This is a genomic window from Paenibacillus durus, assembly GCF_000756615.1.
In the GTDB taxonomy this organism is placed as follows: domain Bacteria; phylum Bacillota; class Bacilli; order Paenibacillales; family Paenibacillaceae; genus Paenibacillus_AQ; species Paenibacillus_AQ durus.
In genome coordinates this window covers 5,115,652-5,132,643 of the sequence record NZ_CP009288.1, presented here as the reverse complement: position 1 = coordinate 5,132,643, position 16,992 = coordinate 5,115,652, and the positions used below count along the sequence as shown (strand labels likewise).

The 16,992-nt window shown below is 53.3% G+C and carries 15 protein-coding genes; 13 read left to right on the top strand and 2 right to left on the bottom strand.

Annotated elements, in window-relative coordinates; all coding sequences use genetic code 11:
- Positions 1-116: 116 nt before the first annotated feature.
- From PDUR_RS22535 to PDUR_RS22505, 7 genes are all read left to right on the top strand, one after another.
- Positions 117-1,439: an outer membrane protein assembly factor BamB family protein gene (locus PDUR_RS22535; protein ID WP_042208283.1), complete on the top strand. Its 1,323-nt coding sequence runs from the start codon at positions 117-119 to the stop codon at positions 1,437-1,439.
- A gap of 239 nt (positions 1,440-1,678) precedes the next feature.
- Entirely contained in the window at positions 1,679-2,905 is a 1,227-nt protein-coding gene (gene metK, locus PDUR_RS22530) for a methionine adenosyltransferase (RefSeq protein ID WP_042208282.1), read from the top strand.
- A 64-nt stretch (positions 2,906-2,969) separates the two neighbouring features.
- Positions 2,970-3,836, top strand: coding sequence for a nucleotide-binding protein (locus PDUR_RS22525; RefSeq protein ID WP_042208281.1), 867 nt, complete (start codon positions 2,970-2,972; stop codon positions 3,834-3,836).
- An 11-nt stretch (positions 3,837-3,847) separates the two neighbouring features.
- A complete protein-coding gene (locus tag PDUR_RS22520) occupies positions 3,848-5,251 on the top strand; it encodes a nitrogenase component 1 (protein ID WP_042208280.1) in 1,404 nt (467 codons plus the stop codon).
- A gap of 1 nt (position 5,252) precedes the next feature.
- Positions 5,253-6,680, top strand: a complete 1,428-nt coding sequence (locus PDUR_RS22515) for a nitrogenase component 1 (RefSeq protein WP_052410350.1) — start codon at positions 5,253-5,255, stop codon at positions 6,678-6,680.
- Between the two features lie 183 nt (positions 6,681-6,863).
- Complete coding sequence (locus PDUR_RS22510) at positions 6,864-7,535, top strand: Na-translocating system protein MpsC family protein (RefSeq protein WP_042208279.1); 672 nt, start codon at positions 6,864-6,866, stop codon at positions 7,533-7,535.
- A gap of 141 nt (positions 7,536-7,676) precedes the next feature.
- Entirely contained in the window at positions 7,677-8,069 is a 393-nt protein-coding gene (locus PDUR_RS22505; protein ID WP_042208278.1) for a response regulator, read from the top strand.
- Positions 8,070-8,260: 191 nt separating this feature from the next.
- On the opposite strand, the gene PDUR_RS22500 is transcribed toward PDUR_RS22505, so the two are convergent.
- Positions 8,261-8,893, bottom strand: coding sequence for a GGDEF domain-containing protein (locus PDUR_RS22500; RefSeq protein WP_042208277.1), 633 nt, complete (start codon positions 8,891-8,893; stop codon positions 8,261-8,263).
- Between the two features lie 158 nt (positions 8,894-9,051).
- On the opposite strand from PDUR_RS22500, the gene PDUR_RS22495 reads away from it, so the two are divergent.
- The gene (locus PDUR_RS22495) at positions 9,052-10,488 is read left to right on the top strand and encodes an amino acid permease (RefSeq protein ID WP_042209622.1); all 1,437 of its coding nucleotides are present in this window, start codon (positions 9,052-9,054) and stop codon (positions 10,486-10,488) included.
- 30 nt (positions 10,489-10,518) lie between these two features.
- On the opposite strand, the gene PDUR_RS22490 is transcribed toward PDUR_RS22495, so the two are convergent.
- Positions 10,519-11,151 carry a LysE family translocator gene (locus tag PDUR_RS22490; protein WP_042208276.1) on the bottom strand — a complete coding sequence of 211 codons (633 nt, stop codon included), beginning with the start codon at positions 11,149-11,151 and terminating at the stop codon, positions 10,519-10,521.
- A 483-nt stretch (positions 11,152-11,634) separates the two neighbouring features.
- Here PDUR_RS22490 and PDUR_RS22485 point away from each other — a divergent pair, with 483 nt between their 5' ends.
- The 5 genes from PDUR_RS22485 to PDUR_RS22465 all read left to right on the top strand — a co-directional run bounded on the left by PDUR_RS22485 (position 11,635) and on the right by PDUR_RS22465 (position 16,733).
- Entirely contained in the window at positions 11,635-12,714 is a 1,080-nt protein-coding gene (locus PDUR_RS22485) for a bifunctional 3-deoxy-7-phosphoheptulonate synthase/chorismate mutase (RefSeq protein WP_042208275.1), read from the top strand.
- Positions 12,715-12,872: 158 nt separating this feature from the next.
- Positions 12,873-13,121, top strand: a complete 249-nt coding sequence (locus PDUR_RS22480; RefSeq protein WP_042208274.1) for an HPr family phosphocarrier protein — start codon at positions 12,873-12,875, stop codon at positions 13,119-13,121.
- Positions 13,122-13,484: 363 nt separating this feature from the next.
- The gene (locus PDUR_RS22475; RefSeq protein ID WP_081949944.1) at positions 13,485-14,315 is read left to right on the top strand and encodes a prohibitin family protein; all 831 of its coding nucleotides are present in this window, start codon (positions 13,485-13,487) and stop codon (positions 14,313-14,315) included.
- A gap of 231 nt (positions 14,316-14,546) precedes the next feature.
- Positions 14,547-15,224 (top strand): deoxyribose-phosphate aldolase, encoded by a 678-nt coding sequence (gene deoC, locus PDUR_RS22470; protein ID WP_042208272.1) that lies wholly within the window; start codon positions 14,547-14,549, stop codon positions 15,222-15,224.
- Between the two features lie 204 nt (positions 15,225-15,428).
- Positions 15,429-16,733, top strand: a complete 1,305-nt coding sequence (locus PDUR_RS22465; RefSeq protein WP_042208271.1) for a homocysteine synthase — start codon at positions 15,429-15,431, stop codon at positions 16,731-16,733.
- Positions 16,734-16,992 lie beyond the last annotated feature (259 nt).

Below are 16,992 nucleotides of genomic sequence, written 5' to 3'. Positions count from 1 at the left end.
TGGAGAATAATCGGCCGGACGGCTTTTGGGATGACGGGCTTGACTGACTGATCGTAGCGGAGAGGATTGACCGATATCAGGCAAGCTTGATGAAAAGATTGGGAGGGAACTAAGCAATGGAACCTTTAACATGGAAAATCCGCCTAGCGGCGGCAGCGGTCTCTCTATGCCTGCTGGCCGCAGCCGGAACGGCGTCGGCTCAAAGCGATCCACGTACTTCGTACGTGGGAAATAATTATGATACGTCCTCGGCATCCATCCCGGCGAAAGAAATCAAGGCGCAGTGGACGGCGGCAATGGATACGGTATCCGACGATTATGCTATGGGTAAGGGCGTCGTGGCGACCGGCGGGGGAAAGGCGTTTATTATTCAATCCGGACAATTGGCGGCCCTCAATGTGCAGACCGGAGCGCGGGTATGGAAATTCGGCTCGGGTCTTCAGGCTCCGCTGCTCTACCGAAGCGGCGTGCTATATGCGGCATCGAAGACGGGAGCGGTATATGCGGTTAATGCTTCGAACGGCAAAAAGGTGTGGGCTTCTCAAGCGGCCAGCCAGGGCGCAGTGCAGCTTGTGACGGACGGGGAACGGTTGCTGGTGAACAACGGAGACATCCAGGCTTATGGGCTGAAGGACGGAAAGATGCTGTGGCGTATCCATGAAGAAACTGGTTTCATCCGGCCGATTGTGGCGGAGGGCGGCCTGGTACTGGGCCAAAATTCGGTGTCCGGAGCCTATACATACGATGTTTTGCATGCCTATGATCCGGCGACGGGCAAGAAGTTGTGGGAGGCGGCCAAACATGATCTTCCCGCAGCAGTCAAGGACGGGACGGTCATTTCCCAAAGAGAAAGCACTTTGGTGGAGGCGGTGGACTTGACCACGCTCGATATTCTGGACGGCAAGACCGGCAAAGTGCTCAAGACGGTGATCTATAATCCGCAGAATATGAACCTTAAGGATCAAGGGCCTGGGGCAGGGGATTTCCCCGCCTGGTATAGCGGCAACAGGATTTATCTGAACGCCGGGAACAAATTATACAGCTACCCGGCGGATGCCGATCCCGCCAAGACGACCAGAGATACATATTCCGTTGAGAGCGTGGACTTGAGGTATGCGGCCGGACCCTATGATGAACGGATTCTTTTTACGAATAATTCCAGGTTGTATGGTGTTAAAACTACCGATAAATCGACGGTATATTACGGAGGACTCCGAAATGACATTGCCCGCTTTGATCTGATCGGACACGGCGTATATATTATTCAGACCGACGGCAGGCTGATCGCGATGCATCTCCGTACGGCCAAGCCGGTTGTGCAGTTGAAGACGGGCGGCAATGTATTTGGTCCTAGCCTCTCCGTGAACGGAATGATTATTGTGCAGAGTAAAGGAAAGGTGCAGGCTTTCAAAGAGCCGGACAGTCTCAAAATGAAATAGGGAACACGAATTATTCTATTGACAAACTTTGTCTGGCAATCGTAAAATATGTTTATTAATCCTATAAACTTAGTTGGATAAAAGTTGACCGGATAACCGGAGGCTCTGAAGAAACAGCACTGTATCTATGCGTATAGCTGCTGTAATATTCAGGGCCTTTCTTGTTTATTATCCGGAGGCATACACATCATTGTCGTCTTCAGGAGTGAATAAAATCACAATGAAACGGGGTAGAAGCAATGACGAAGTATCTGTTCACATCGGAGTCTGTAACGGAAGGACATCCGGATAAAATTTGCGACCAAATATCGGATGCGATCCTCGATTCGATTCTGGAGCAGGACGCAAACGGCCGGGTGGCCTGTGAGGTAGCGGTGACTACGGGGCTCGTACTGATCGCTGGAGAAATTTCGACTTCTGCGACCGTCAATATTCCGGCAATTGCCCGGGAGACAATCGTGCGAATCGGTTATGACCATTCCTCTCTTGGCTTCGACGGCAATACCTGCGCCATTCTCAGCTCGCTCGACGAACAATCGGCTGATATTGCCAGAGGCGTAGATAACGCTCTGGAAACCAGGCAGCTTGAGAACGCGGAAGAGAACGGCAGCGAAATCGGTGCAGGCGATCAGGGTCTGATGTTCGGCTATGCGACGGATGAGACGCCGGAGCTGTTCCCGCTTCCGATTTCGCTGGCCCACCGGTTGGCCAGAAGACTGGCGGAGGCAAGAAAGAGCGGACTGCTGCCCTATCTGCGGCCGGACGGCAAGACGCAGGTGACCGTGGAATATGATGGAGACCGTGCGGTCCGGGTAGATACCATCGTTGTTTCGACACAGCATGCCCCTGAAATCGGACTCGATCAAATCTGGAAGGATATTGTTCAGCATGTGGTGGAGCCGACGGTTCCGGAAGAACTGCTGGATGAGAATACCAAATATTATATCAATCCGACGGGACGCTTTGTTGTGGGCGGGCCGAACGGTGACGCCGGGCTGACCGGCAGAAAGATCATTGTAGATACTTACGGCGGTTACGCCCGGCATGGCGGGGGCGCGTTCAGCGGGAAGGACCCGACGAAGGTGGACAGAAGCGCCGCGTACGCTGCGCGTTATGTAGCGAAGAATATTGTGGCAGCCGGTCTGGCGCACAGAGCCGAAATCCAGCTCGCCTATGCGATTGGAGTGGCAAGTCCGGTTTCCGTTACGGTCAACAGCTTCGGAACCGGCATTGTACCGGATGACCGGATCTCGGAAATCGTGAAGGAGACGTTCGACCTGAGACCGGGAGCCATTATTAAGGCGCTTGATCTCAGACGGCCGATCTACAGACAGACGGCGGCCTACGGGCATTTTGGAAGAAGCGATCTGAATTTGCCTTGGGAGCGCACAGATAAGGCGGAGGCGTTAAAAGCGGCAGCCGCTGAGCAAGTTATTGGCGCGGGCGAATCATCGTCCGCCAAATAATTACAGAGCTGGACCGGAGTAATGGCCGGCAGATCAGAAGGATATGCTGACAGGAGGATATAGGATGGCGAAAGCAACAAAGCATATTGCAATCTACGGCAAAGGCGGCATCGGGAAGTCGACAACTACGTCCAATATCAGCGCCGCTCTCGCGGAAGCGGGCTATCGGGTGATCCAGATCGGATGCGATCCCAAAAGCGACTCCACCAATACGCTAAGAGGCGGCGACTATTTGCCGACGGTGATTGACAGCCTAAGGGACAGTTCCAAAGTGAAGCTGCAGGATGTGTCGGCGATCGGATTTAAGGGTGTGCTCTGCATCGAAGCGGGCGGACCTGTACCTGGCGTGGGCTGCGCCGGGCGCGGCATCAACGCCGCTGTCGGCCTGCTTCAAGAGCTTAATGTCTTTGAAGAATACGAAGCCGATTATGTGCTGTATGACGTTCTGGGAGATGTCGTGTGCGGCGGCTTCGCCGTACCGATCCGCGACGGGATTACCGACAGAGCCTATGTGGTCAGCTCCTCGGACTTCATGGCGATCTACGCCGCCAACAATCTGTTCAAGGCGATCGGCAAATACGCTCCATCCGGAGGAGCGAAGCTCGGAGGCATCATCGGAAACAGTATTCTGCCCGGTTACCCGGAATCGCTGATTACGGATTTCGCGAAGCGGACAGGCGCAGCTGTAGCCGGGTTCGTTCCGCGTTCACCAGTCGTTGCCCAGAGCGAGCTCTACGGCAAAACGGTGATTGAAGCGAGCCCTGGCTCGGAGCAGGCCGATGTGTACCGGAAGCTGGCCGCGCATGTGGCCGGCAACGAGAACCTGTCCGTTCCGAGCCCGCTGAATGTCACCGACCTTCGCGATTGGGCCAGAAGCTGGGGAGACGCTATCAACCAGGAGGCGGCTTCTTTCTCCGCCTCAGCGCGGTAAGGAGCAGAATAATGAACGAGATCAGACAACGGCTTCCCCGTACGAGGGAAAAGCGCAGGGGGGCGCTGACCGCTTACTACGGCGACAGCGCAGCCCTGGCGGATGAACTGGAGAAGGAAGAGCCAAGACAAAGAATCCGCACGTATTCGGAAACGGACGATGACGAGGTTACCTTCGCCATTCGGCTTCTGGGCCGAATCCGCGGCAGTGTCACCATTATTCACAGCCCGCCGGGTTGCGGCGCAATCAAGCTTGAAGATGAGCTTAAAGCAGGCGGCAGTCCCTGGCTGATTACGAATATTGAAGAGAACGACTCGATCCTGGGCGCCGATGACAAGCTCAGAGAAGCGGTGGACCTTGCGTACCGGACATGGCGTCCTGAAATTATTTTTATTCTTGCGACGCCCGTGGTGGCCATCAACAATGACGATATCCAGTCCGCAGCGACGGAAAAGGAAGACCTCTATAACATTCCGGTAGTACCGGTATATGCCGCAGGCTTCCGCTCCAGGACTGCTGTGTACGGCTATGATCTGGTATTTCATGCGCTGGCTAAATACGTATTGAAGGGTGAACCTGGCGCACCCCCCATCCCGGTTGTTAACTTAATCGGCGCAGCCGGAACAAGAACGGGCAATATTATCACAGATCTGAACGGAGCAGGAATTTCGTATAACAACGTATCGGGAAGCTTTTCGATTTCTGCATTACAGCGATCGCTGGGCGCCTCAGCCTCCATTGCCATTGATAAGGATGACGCCCGTTTCCTGCTGGAATGGCTGGAGGAGGCGCATAGCGTCGTTCATTTGGAGGAGATCGCGCCGATCGGGCTTGCCGGAACGGAGCGATGGCTGCTCGCTGCCGCCGGAGCCGGGGGCTCAACCGGTCAGGCGCGGGCTTATATTGAAGAGGAGAAAGCTGCGGCAGAGCAAGCTTTGAAGCGGCTGCGGTTGGACGGAGTCTCCGTCATTGTCGACCTCCCTCCTGAGCAGGCGTTCGGAATAGCGGAATTCGTGGAAGAGCTGGGGGGAGTTGTGGCGGCGTTAAGTTTGACTCACGCCGACAGTTCGCATGCCCCAAGACTGAGGGAATGGGCCAGCCGGAGCAATCCGCAGGTATACATTCAGCCGGGCCAGCCTTTCGAGAAGATCAACGCGCTGGGGAAATTGAAGCCTGCTCTGTATATCGGGAAGGGCGAGGCTGCCGTATGGGCGGCAAGAGCGGGGATCACCGCGGCCGCAGTCGATTCGGTGGATTTGTACGGATTCAGGGGCGTTCAGGAGCTTGCCCCGCTGTTAGCCAAAGCGCTGCGCAATCCGTCACTCAGCCGCTATTTAAGCGCCGGAGGCTCCTCTTACCGAGCGGGCTGGCTGAGTAAAAGCGCGAACTGGCATATCAAGCAGGAGGTGAAATAGGATGAAAACGACGACGGTGGGAAACCGGAACAGCTGCATGCTGCATGGAGCGGTCCAGACGATCAAGTCGATTGAAGGCGCTGTGCCGATCATCCATTCCACCTCGGGCTGCGGCGTTCAGCAGTATGCCGGGGTCAGCGGCCTAAGCGGAAACGGCGGTTCCGGTTATACGGGCGGGCTCGGCATTCCGTCGACCAATTTTCTGGAAAGACAGGTCGTGTTCGGCGGAAGCTCAAGACTCAGAGAGCAGCTCAAAAATACGGTGAAGATCAAGGACGGCGACTTCTACGTGGTGCTGACCGGCTGTACGCCTGAGCTTGTCGGCGACGATGTGCCGGCGATGACCAAGGAGCTGCAGGAGCAGCAGTACAAAGCCATTCATATCAGCACTCCCGGCTTTAAGGGGAGCGTCCATAACGGTTATACGGCTGCGTTGACCGGCCTGCTGCGCCAGTTCGGCAAGATTGCCGGCACGGACGGAGACCAGCAGCCTGCCCGGAAAAATGACCGGCTTGTGAATCTGCTTGGCATCATTCCCGAGCAGGATGTGTTCTGGCGCGGAAATCTGAAGGGACTGAAGGATAGCCTGAAGGGGATCGGAGCCGACGCGAATGTGCTGTTTGGACCGGAAGCGGACGCGCAGGAGTGGACAACCATTTTTAACGCGGCACTGAATGTCTCTTTCTCCGCGCACAGTCTGGAAGTCTGTGAATGGCTGGAAAGCAACGCGGGCATCCCCTATGTTCACTTCGACGGATATCCGGTAGGCGCACAGCAGACTGGGGAGCTGTTAAGATGCATCGGGAAGCAGCTTGATCTGGAGCAAGAGAAGGTCGAGGCATGGATTGCCCGCAAGGAAAATAGCGAGAGATACTACATTCTGCAGTTTCTGGATGCTTACTACAAGTATGGCTTCCAGAAAAGGTTCGCCCTCGTTGGCGACAGCGCAGCTGTGCTCGGTCCGGCCCGCTTTCTGACCGATCCGCTCGGCCTGTTACCTTCCTTGATTGTCGTTACCGACGATCTCCCGCAGCAGGTTCGCGATTCGATTGTCGTGCAGTGGAAGGAATGGCAGCCGGATACCGAGGCGAGAATTGTGTTTGAGAGCGATGCGAAAATCATTGAGGAACTGCTGATCGCGGAAGAAATTGAGCTGCTGCTCGGAAGCTCGATTGAGCGCCGCGCGGCGGAGCGCAAAGGGATTCCGTTTGTTCCCGTGTCGTTTCCGCTAGCCGAGAGAATCGTGCTTACGAAAGGCTATGCCGGCTTTGACGGCGCGTTCACGCTGCTTGAGGATGTGGGAGACGGCATTCTGAGCAATGCGGGGAGTGACAGGGATGAGCAGGGAACAAATCCGCAGCCGGCTTTTTCAGGAATTGGCGGAGAGATTCAGCTTCAGGAAAATGAAATTGAGCGAATGCGGGTATGATAAAACCAAAGGAACAGGCCGGGAATCCCGGTCTTTCCTTTTGTTGGGCCGAGAAATCAAATGCATTTTTCTATATACGAAGCGCGCAGAAGATATTATACTAAGTTAGCAAACCGTTTTTTTCAGCAGGCTCCTCCCCCAGGGCTACCAAGAACTTGAGAAAATGATGCTGGAGGAAAATGAATGAGCACTATAGACCTGGCGGGCCAGCTTTCCAGTTATACGGGAAGATTGCTTCGGGAAAGGTTCGGCAGAGGACCTGAGTCCGTGCACGCTTCTATCGCGAAACAATGTATTGCACTGCATATTCGCAATTTTATCGGACCGGTAGAGCGTTTTTTACTGAGTAAGGAGGAAGAGCAGGCTTTCCGCTACACGCGCGAGCTGCTGATGAAATCCCTTCTGCCCGAATTGTCCTCTTATGTAAAGGATCAGCTGGAGATTGAGGTCAGTGAGATTTTTTACGATTGGGGTATACATAATGCTTCAGGAATGATTGTGGCTCTGATCAAGGGCGGTGAAGCTTACACTGAGAAATATGCCAAGCAGGATGAAGTCCATAACCAGATTAATGAGGTAAGCAGTAAAGTTCAGAGGTTTCCTGATTTTACGACTTCCTGGTGGATAAATCCGCGAACGCTGATGATCAAGCGCGAAGGCATAATGATCCCGCTAGAGAAAGAATTGATTGAGCTGGGCTACGAGAATACGCTTAAGACGACCAAGCGGAAGATGGAGAAGCGTTATTTGGAGACGACCACCATCGCGCCTTTGCTTGGCAAAGAATTGGCCGATATCTACGTGGACTGGGATTTTGAAAAAGATAAGAGCGTCATCGCATATACGTTCAAATAATATATGGTTAAGGCGGAAATGAGTCGGACATGCAAATGAGCCGAACATAAGTCGAAGGAAGGGGAAAACATCCCTTTCTTCGGCTTTTTCATTTTTGCTGAAATCATAAAATAGCGGGACAGTTATTAGGAGGGTTGGCGAGTGGGGGAACATATTCAGAAGGTTCTGTATGTGGAAGATAATCCGCTGAATATGGCGCTGATGCATCATCTATTCAAAAAGAACCTGCCTTCCGTCCTGCTTCTTGAAGCCGATACGGGTGAACTGGGACTTGAAATGGCTGAGCAGCATCAGCCGGACCTTATCATTCTTGACATCGGTCTTCCGGGTCTGAACGGATATGAGACGCTGGAATGCCTGCGCCGGGACAGCCGTACCGAGCGGATCTCGGTTCTGGCCATTAGCGCATTCGCTCAATTATCGGACATCGCCCAGGCGCGGCAAGCGGGATTCGCCGGATATATAACCAAACCCATTCGGGTGAAGGCCTTTACGGAAATCGTACAGGGACTGCTTGCCGAAAGAGGCGGATAGGTTTAGCTGCTTCGAGTTAATTCATTGTAAGCAATAGAGCTCTGGGGAGAGGGCTCGCGCTCTAATAAAGAGTGTCGGTGCTCGGGGTTGCTGAAAGGAACAGGGGACGATCCGGGAGTAGGCTCGAATATAAGCCGGATCTATAGCAGGCTGTCTCAAAGTAGACGATTCTACGGATGAGGCAGCCATTTTCATGACTTTTTCTGGGTGTACATATTGAGGTCGGCGAGATTAATCAGTGCGGATACGGTCTTGTCGTCGTCGGGATAGAGGGCGGAGCCAATGGAGATATTGACGGGCAGATTCATCTTGCCAGACAGGCGGGAGATGCTATTCTTGATCCGGAGTTTGATCTCTTCCACCTCGGATGAACTGGAGCATAGTCCGCACAGCAGAAACTCATCTCCTCCCCAGCGGATGGCAATTATGCGCTTGCCCTTCTCCAGCAGCAGGATTTTGCTGATTTCAATAAGCACGATGTCTCCGGTCCCATGATTCAGCGTATCATTGATCCACTTGAAATTATCGCAGTCGATGGCGAGAATAAATACTTTATGCCCGGTGCGGTCTGCGGCCGCCATCATTTTGGCGATTCGGGCTTCCGTATTTCTTCGGTTAAATAGCCCTGTCAAAGGATCTCTCTCGGAATTAAAAACGGCCCGGTCGAATTGAAGACCCGCCAGGTAGCATATCGCCGTAAATAGGGGATAACCTAACCAGTCCAGCATTGTGATGCCTCTGCCGCTAAGAACGTAATAAAGGAGGTAGAAGCTGTGCGCCGTAAGATAAATGCTTATGGTTAGAATCCTTCCTGTATATTTCATATAGAGCACCTCGCAAGTAGGCTAATAGACCTATTTTAGTAAGTATATCATACTGTTTATCGAATTATTATTTGAAAATTTTAATAGTTGACACATGAAAAAACGCAAAGAAGGCATGATAAAAAAGTATGAAAATGACTTCAAGCGAGGAAAGAAATATGGGAAAACCATCGGCTTCGAAAGACAGCGGGAAACTCAAGTGGTGGCAGCTGTCTTTGCTGGGAGTTGCGGGAACGATCGGAACGGGCTATTTTTTGGGGTCGGGCCTGGCGATTATGATCGGAGGGCCATCTGTACTGATCGCTTATCTTCTGGCAGCGGCTGGAACCTATGTTGTCTTTGACGCACTGGCACGGATGACGGCGGATCACCCGGAGCAGGGTTCGTTCCGTTCCTATGCGCTGAAGGCGTTCGGGGGATGGGCGGGACTTGGGAGCGGATATGTTTACTTGTGCTCCGAGCTGCTTATTATGGGCAGTCAGCTTACGGCCTTGTCCATCTTCTCGCGGTTCTGGTTTCCGTCTGTTCCGATGTGGATATTCGCAGCAGGTTTCGCTTTGCTCAGCCTGATTATCGTCTTTTTTGGGAACAAGGGGTTTGACAAGGTTGAGAATGTGCTTGCCGCTATCAAAATCGCCGCGATCCTCATGTTTCTGATTATTGCGGCAGGACTTCTTGCGGGGTGGATCGACGGCGGGCGGTATAAGCCGAATCCGCCGCTTACGGCTGCCGAGATTTTCCCAAGGGGCGCAGTGGGACTGTGGTCATCCTTTATTTTTGCCTTTTACGCTTATGGAGGCATTGAGGTGCTCGGCATCATGTCTTACCGGCTCCGCAAGCCGGAGGAAGCTCCCAAAGCGGGAAAGATCATGCTGCTGACCCTGGCCGTGGTATATGTCCTTTCAATCGCCCTGGCCGTTACGATGGTGCCGTATTCTAAATTCAACTCGAAAGAAAGCCCGTTTGTACTGGCTTTAAGCAGCGACCACTTGGCTTTTGTTCCCCATGTCTTTAACGGGGTGCTGATTGTTGCCGGCTTCTCGACGATGACTGCTTCGCTGTATGCCGTTACTTCCATGATCATCACGCTTGCGCAGGAAGGCGATGCTCCAGGGGCGTTCTCCCGGAAGCTGAAGGGCAAGTATCCGCTGCCTGCGCTCGGGCTGATCGCAGCTGGTCTTTCGGCGACCATCGTTATGTCTCTCCTGATGCCGGGAAAAGTATATGAATACATCACCACGGCGGCCGGTTTGATGCTGCTTTACAATTGGGCGTTTATTTTGCTGTCTTCCGCCAAGCTGCTGAAGCCCGCCAAGCTCAGCGCCGTCAAACGCTGGTGCGGGCTGATATTGATATTCGTTGCGGCGTCCGGGACGCTATTTCACCATGAGAGCCGGCCCGGGTTGTTCATCAGCCTGCTGCTTGTGGCGCTGATTGCCGGCTGTGACGCCATTGTCCAGCATGTGCGCAAAGGCCGGAGCGGCAAGCAGGGGGAAATGGATGAACAGCAGATAGAGGCCGATGTTCCCCTGCACGGAAGCTTGGGCGGCGGCCTTCGCATTAAGGCGATCCGTCTGCGTAAATCGCGCTCTTAAATATGCGGGTTGCCCCGGGCCTGTGCAGCTTTAGTTGGGAAAGAGCAGCTTGGCCGCTTCCAGTCCAAAGTAAAGACCGAAGCCGACCAGCGACAGTCCGGATAATACGGACAGACCTTTTAGCACACGACTCGTCAAGAGTTTCCGGAAAAAGCTGGCGGCGCCAGCCATGCTGACGTCCCATAGAAGAATTCCCAGAACTATGCCGCTGCTGTAAAGAAGCAGCTGCCGCATTGGATATTCTTCGGCTGCTTTGGCCAATACGGAACCGTATATACCCAGCCAGAATAGAATCGACAGCGGATTGAACAGCGACATCAGAAATCCGGACAGCAGCGATTTGCTGAGCCGGTTATCCTCCCGTCTTGATCCGGAAAATGAAATATGCCCGGCATCCTTAATACTTTCAATGCCGGTGTAGGTCAGCACAAGGAAGCCGAACAGCCAAAGGAAAGCCTTGATATAAGGGGACTCCAGCAGATGAATGACGCCTAGATAGACAAGCAGCATATATAAAATATCCGCGCAGATGGCGCCAAGCCCGACAAACCAGGCATGCCAAAAGCCGCTGCGTATGCCTTTGTCCAATTGTGCGGCGTTAATGGGTCCTATAGGGGCGGAAAGGGATAGACCAAGAATAATGTAGCCGATAAAGATTTCCATGGTCACGTCTCCTCGTCAGCCGAATGGATGGTACATTTTATCGTATTCAGCGCGATGGACAGGTACTACATTTTTTAGGGAAAAAGGATTTTTAGCCCTGATGAATTATTCGGCACTTTAACGCGTTGATTAAATCTATTGCAACAAGACATAATATCCATTAAGATACCAGAAGAAATAACCGTAAAGACGTTGACGAAGAGAGTAAGCGCAAATTCCGGATCTGGACAGGGAAGGCATGCCGAAGACTGAGAGCTGCCTCTGAGACGACTGCCGCCGAAGTTCACTTCGTAGTCGGTTCCTGAAGTGCCCTTTGCAGGGTATGTGTAGGGATTCCCGCGCCCCGCGTTACAGGGTTTAAGACAGAGCTAATTCTTTCACCTTGGAAGAACGGCTCTAAATAAGGGTGGTACCACGGCTCCTCGTCCCTTGACGAGAGCCTTTTTTGCGTTGGTATAAAAGAGAAGAGGAGTGTAACACATTATGAGTAATGCCGAATTGGAACAATTAAGAAACCGGCTGGATGAGATTAACAGCGAACTGCTCGCGCTTATTTCGGAGCGGGCGGAGATTGTCCGTGAGATCGGGGCTGTCAAAGAGAAGCAGGGCGTGCCGAAATTCGATCCCGAACGGGAAAAGAAGATGCTCGAGAAGCTCGTTGCCGAAAACAAGGGACCATTCTCTGAAAGCACAATCCGCACGCTGTTCAAGCAGATCTTCAAGGCATCGCTTGACCTGCAAAGCGCCGAGCACAAGAAGAGCCTGCTGGTCAGCCGCAAGACCCGCAAGGAAGACACCGTTATCCTTCTTCCTGGAGACGTTGTGGTGGGCGGAGGCGCTTCGCTGATGGTGGCCGGCCCCTGCTCGGTCGAGAGTGAGAAGCAGACCCGTGCGGTAGCCGCGGCGCTGCAAAAAGCAGGTGTTCGCGTTATGCGCGGCGGCGCGTTCAAGCCTCGTACTTCGCCTTATGATTTCCAAGGGCTCGGCATGGACGGACTGCGTATTCTGCGTGAAGCCGCAGATGAATACGGCCTTCTGACCATCAGTGAAATCGTAGACCCGGCGCATATCGAGCCGTCGCTTGACTATGTTGATATTATTCAGATCGGCGCGCGCAATATGCAGAACTTCGAGCTGCTGAAGGCTGCCGGCGAGGTGAACAAGCCGGTGCTGCTGAAGCGCGGACTTGCGGCGACGATGGAGGAGTTCCTGCATGCGGCGGAGTATATTATGTCCCGCGGCAATACACAGGTCATGCTGATTGAGCGCGGCATTCGCACCTATGAGAAATGGACGCGCAACACGCTTGATATTTCCGCCGTGCCGATTCTGAAGCAGGAGAGCCATCTGCCGGTGCTGGTCGACGTAACCCACTCCACCGGCCGCAAGGATATTCTCGTTCCATGCGCGAAGGCTGCGCTTGCGGCGGGAGCCGACGGCATTATGGTCGAGGTTCATCCCGATCCGGCGACGGCGCTGTCCGATGCGGCGCAGCAGCTTAACTTCGACGAGTTCAACACGTTCTTCGACGAAGTGAAGGCGTCGGGCTTGTATCGTCAATAATCGTCCGTAAAAGCGTCATGGGGCTGTTTTACAGCTTCACCCGAAGCCGGCGGACGGTAGAATGTCCCGATTTTGTCATGATTAATAGGCCGGATTCCCTTTCAAGCTGCTGCGTCCAGTGCTAAAATTTGGGGTAACAACCTTGGGAGGGATCTCTTATGCGCGTGCATGATATTACCTTGACCCGCGACTTTTCCTCCGATGACCTCAAGTGCATATCCATGAAAGCGGGAAGTTACCTTTCCGAGATTATTCTGCTCAAGCCGGATGCGGTCATCGATGTGAAAAGCTTGCTGGGAATGATGCTGTATCCGCTCAAAAAGGGCTTTGTCATTACCATCCGCACAAAAGGCAAGGATGAAGAAGAAGCGCTGGACTTTATGTGCGAGATTATGGATTCCCGCTAAAGCGGCGCCGCCCTAAAAGGCGGGAGAAATAGCTGGGAAGCTGTTTTGTGAAAAACAGAAGCCGTGCTTTGTGAACCGGAAAGCGCAAGCCCATGGGCTGTACAGCCCTTGAGCCTGCGCTTTTTTGCATTCAGGGATTGAGCCGGGGCCGCCGGACCGTGTTGGATACGCGGCTTGCGCGCTTCGTTTATGAATGGCCCGAGCCTTTTTTCTTGCGGGCGTGCTACCTTTTACGCGGGTCGGCCGTATACTTGGTTATAGCGGAAGGCCTGAAGAGGCTGGGACAAATGACTTTGGGTATTAGGGCACACAATATCCCGGCAAGGGCTTCCCGCAAATTATTTAGGGGGAATGGTTGTGAATATGGAGATCAATCCAAAGCAAAGGTCGTTTCGTTCCGGAAGAATTATCAGTACGGTTGCTGCCATACTCATCGTGCTGCTGATCGGGGGAAATGCATTTTCGACGGTGGAATACGGACATGTGGGGCTGTACAAGACGTTCGGGAAGCTGAATGACAATGTGCTGTCGCCGGGTATTCATTTTAAAATCCCCTTCATCCAGTCCATCATCCAGGTCAACACGCAGGTGACCAAGGCGGAAACCGACACATCGGCTTCGTCGAAAGATCTTCAGCCCGTATCCACGCATGTAGCGGTTAACTTCTCCGTGAACAAGGAGTCGGCTTACAACCTGATGAATAATATCGGCGGAAGCTTCGATTCGGTCATCATTAATCCCGCTATCCAGGAAATCGTCAAGGAAGTTACGGCCAGGTATCCTGCCGAGGATCTGATTACCCGCCGCGACGTGGTTTCCAGCGAGATAAGCGAGCATTTAAAGAACCGGCTAGCTAAATACGATCTGATTGTAAACGATATTAATATTGTGAATTTCAAATTCTCCGAAGCGTTTAACGATTCGATTGAAGCAAAGCAGGTGGCTCAGCAGCAGGCGCTGAAAGCGGAGAACGATCTGAAGCGGATTGAAATCGAGGCGAAGCAAAAGATCGCGCAGGCGCAGGCGGAAGCCCAGTCGCTCAAACTGAAGAAGCAGGAAGTGACGCCCGAGCTGGTACAGCTGAAGCAGATCGAGGTTCAGGAGAAGGCGCTGGACAAATGGGATGGGAAGCTGCCTGCCGTTACCGGAGGCGCGACTCCGTTTATCGACATCAATCCTTTGGCCGCCAAATAAGCCGATCCTCATCACCGGCGCATGGTTGAACCAAGCTTGAACCACAAGAGAACCTCTGAGCAGCGAGAGCTGAATCGGAGGTTCTTTAACTGTTTTTATTGTAACCGGCTGATTTGGGATAAAATGACTATCTGTAGGACCTTTGTAAGCTATCCGCTTTGCAAAAAGGTGCCCAATTGGTATGATTAATAGAAGTGCAAGAAGTCATATTTATTCTGGAGGAACGTGCAAATGAGCGAAATCAATCTGACCCGAATGATCGATCATACGCTGCTGAAAGCGGATGCTCGAAAAGAAGACATCGTAAAACTGGCGGAAGAAGCCAAAAGCTATAAATTCGCCTCCGTATGCGTTAACCCCGGGTGGGTTACTGTTGCCCATGAGGTGTTGAAGGACACGCCGGAGGTAAAGGTATGCACGGTAATCGGCTTTCCGTTGGGCGCTACGACGCCGGAGACAAAGGCTTTTGAAACGGTGAACGCGATCCGAAACGGCGCGGAAGAAGTCGATATGGTCATCAACATCGGCGCTCTAAAGGACGGCAACGACGAGCTGGTGAAGCGCGATATCGCCGTCGTGGTGGAAGAGGCGCGCGGGAAGGCGCTAACCAAGGTCATTATTGAGACTAGCCTGCTTACGGAAGAAGAGAAGATCCGGGCCTGCAAGCTGGCTGTGGAAGCCGGGGCGGATTTTGTGAAGACATCAACCGGGTTCTCTACCGGAGGGGCAACCAAAGAAGATATTACGCTAATGCGCAGTATAGTAGGACCGGACATCGGCGTCAAAGCCTCAGGCGGCGTGCGCAGTGTGGAAGACGCTCTGGTTATGGTTGGCGCAGGCGCAACGCGGATCGGCACCAGCGGCGGTGTGGCGATCGCCAAAGGAGAACAGAATATTTCCGGCTATTAAAGGGCATTTCGGACAAAAAAAGCTGCGGCTGAAGCGGGAAACCACTTCGGCTGCAGCTTTTTTTTGAATTTTATTCACTCTTTCTGATAATTCTTAGTGGAATAATAAGAATAAGTCTTTTCAAATGACATTCTTTGTGAGAGAATAGGTGCAACTCTTACTTCTAACCATTTTTTTCAAATTGAAATTAGGGAGGAAATAACTATGTCAGAACAAGCTAATCTGTCGTTTGAAACGCTCGCCGTCCATGCCGGACAGCAAATCGATCCTGCTACGTTCGCCCGCGCCGTTCCGCTTTATCAGACCACTTCTTACGGATTCAGGGATGCGGAGCATGCGGCCAATCTGTTCGGATTGAAGGAGTTTGGGAACATTTACACGCGTTTGACGAATCCGACGACCGATGTGTTCGAGCAGCGGATTGCGGCGCTGGAAAGCGGGGCGGCAGCGCTGGCGACAGCTTCTGGCGCGGCGGCTATTTCCTTTTCTATTCTGAATATTGCCGGAGCCGGAGATGAAATTGTATCCTCGGCAAGCCTGTACGGAGGCACATACAATCTGTTCTCCACTACACTGCCTAAGCTGGGCATTAAGGTCCATTTCGTGGATTCGGATAATCCGGAGAATTTCCGCAGCGCCATCACCGAGAATACCAAGGCGCTGTTTGCGGAAACGATCGGCAATCCGCAGGGGAATGTGCTGGACATTGAAGCGGTGGCCGCCATCGCGCATGAGCACGGTATCCCGCTTATTGTTGACAATACGTTTCCGAGCCCTTATCTGCTCCGCCCGATTGAGCATGGAGCCGACATCGTCGTCCATTCGGCGACCAAATTCATCGGGGGCCACGGCACCTCTATCGGCGGAGTGATTGTGGACGGAGGCAAATTCGACTGGAAGGCCAGCGGCAAGTTTCCCGGCCTGACGGAGCCCGATCCCAGCTACCACGGTCTGGTCTACACCGACGCCGTAGGGCCGATCGCTTACATTATCAAGGCCCGCGTTCAGCTGCTCCGTGATATTGGCGCGTCGATCTCGCCGTTTAACTCCTGGCTGCTGCTGCAGGGGCTTGAGACGCTGCATCTGCGGGTGGAGCGCCACAGCCAGAACGCGCAGAAGGTGGCGGAATTCCTGGAAGCTCATGAAGACGTGGAATGGGTAAGCTATCCGGGGCTGCAGAGCCATCCATCCTACGAGCTTGCGCAGAAGTATTTGCCAAAAGGACAGGGGGCGATCCTGACCTTTGGCATTAAGGGAGGAAGCGAAGCGGGCCGCAAGGTGATCGAGAACGTGAAGCTGTTCTCGCATCTGGCGAATGTCGGCGATTCCAAGTCGCTGATCATTCATCCGGCCAGCACAACGCATCAGCAGCTGTCGGAGGATGAACAACGGTCCGCGGGTGTAACGCCCGAGCTGATCCGCCTGTCGATCGGTACGGAGGCGATCGGAGATATATTGAATGATTTACAGCAGGCCATTGCAGCCAGTCAGGGAGTAACCGTCGGCTAATTAGGTCCGTCTCTTAAAGGCCCGGCTGTCATATTGCCGGGCCATAACCTTCAACATCCGGCAATCGTTAAGCTCGTACGGCGCGGACGATACTGTCCGGCATGATATGTCCGCGCCGCTCCCTGAGCTCTTCCCTGTTGGAGGCGCCGGGAGAAGGCTGCGGAGGAGGCAGACATTCTCATTCAATAAGGAAAGCCCGTACCCGCATATTTCATGACCCTGCTCCGTAAGCATTAGAGAGGCCGTAAAATAACAGCCG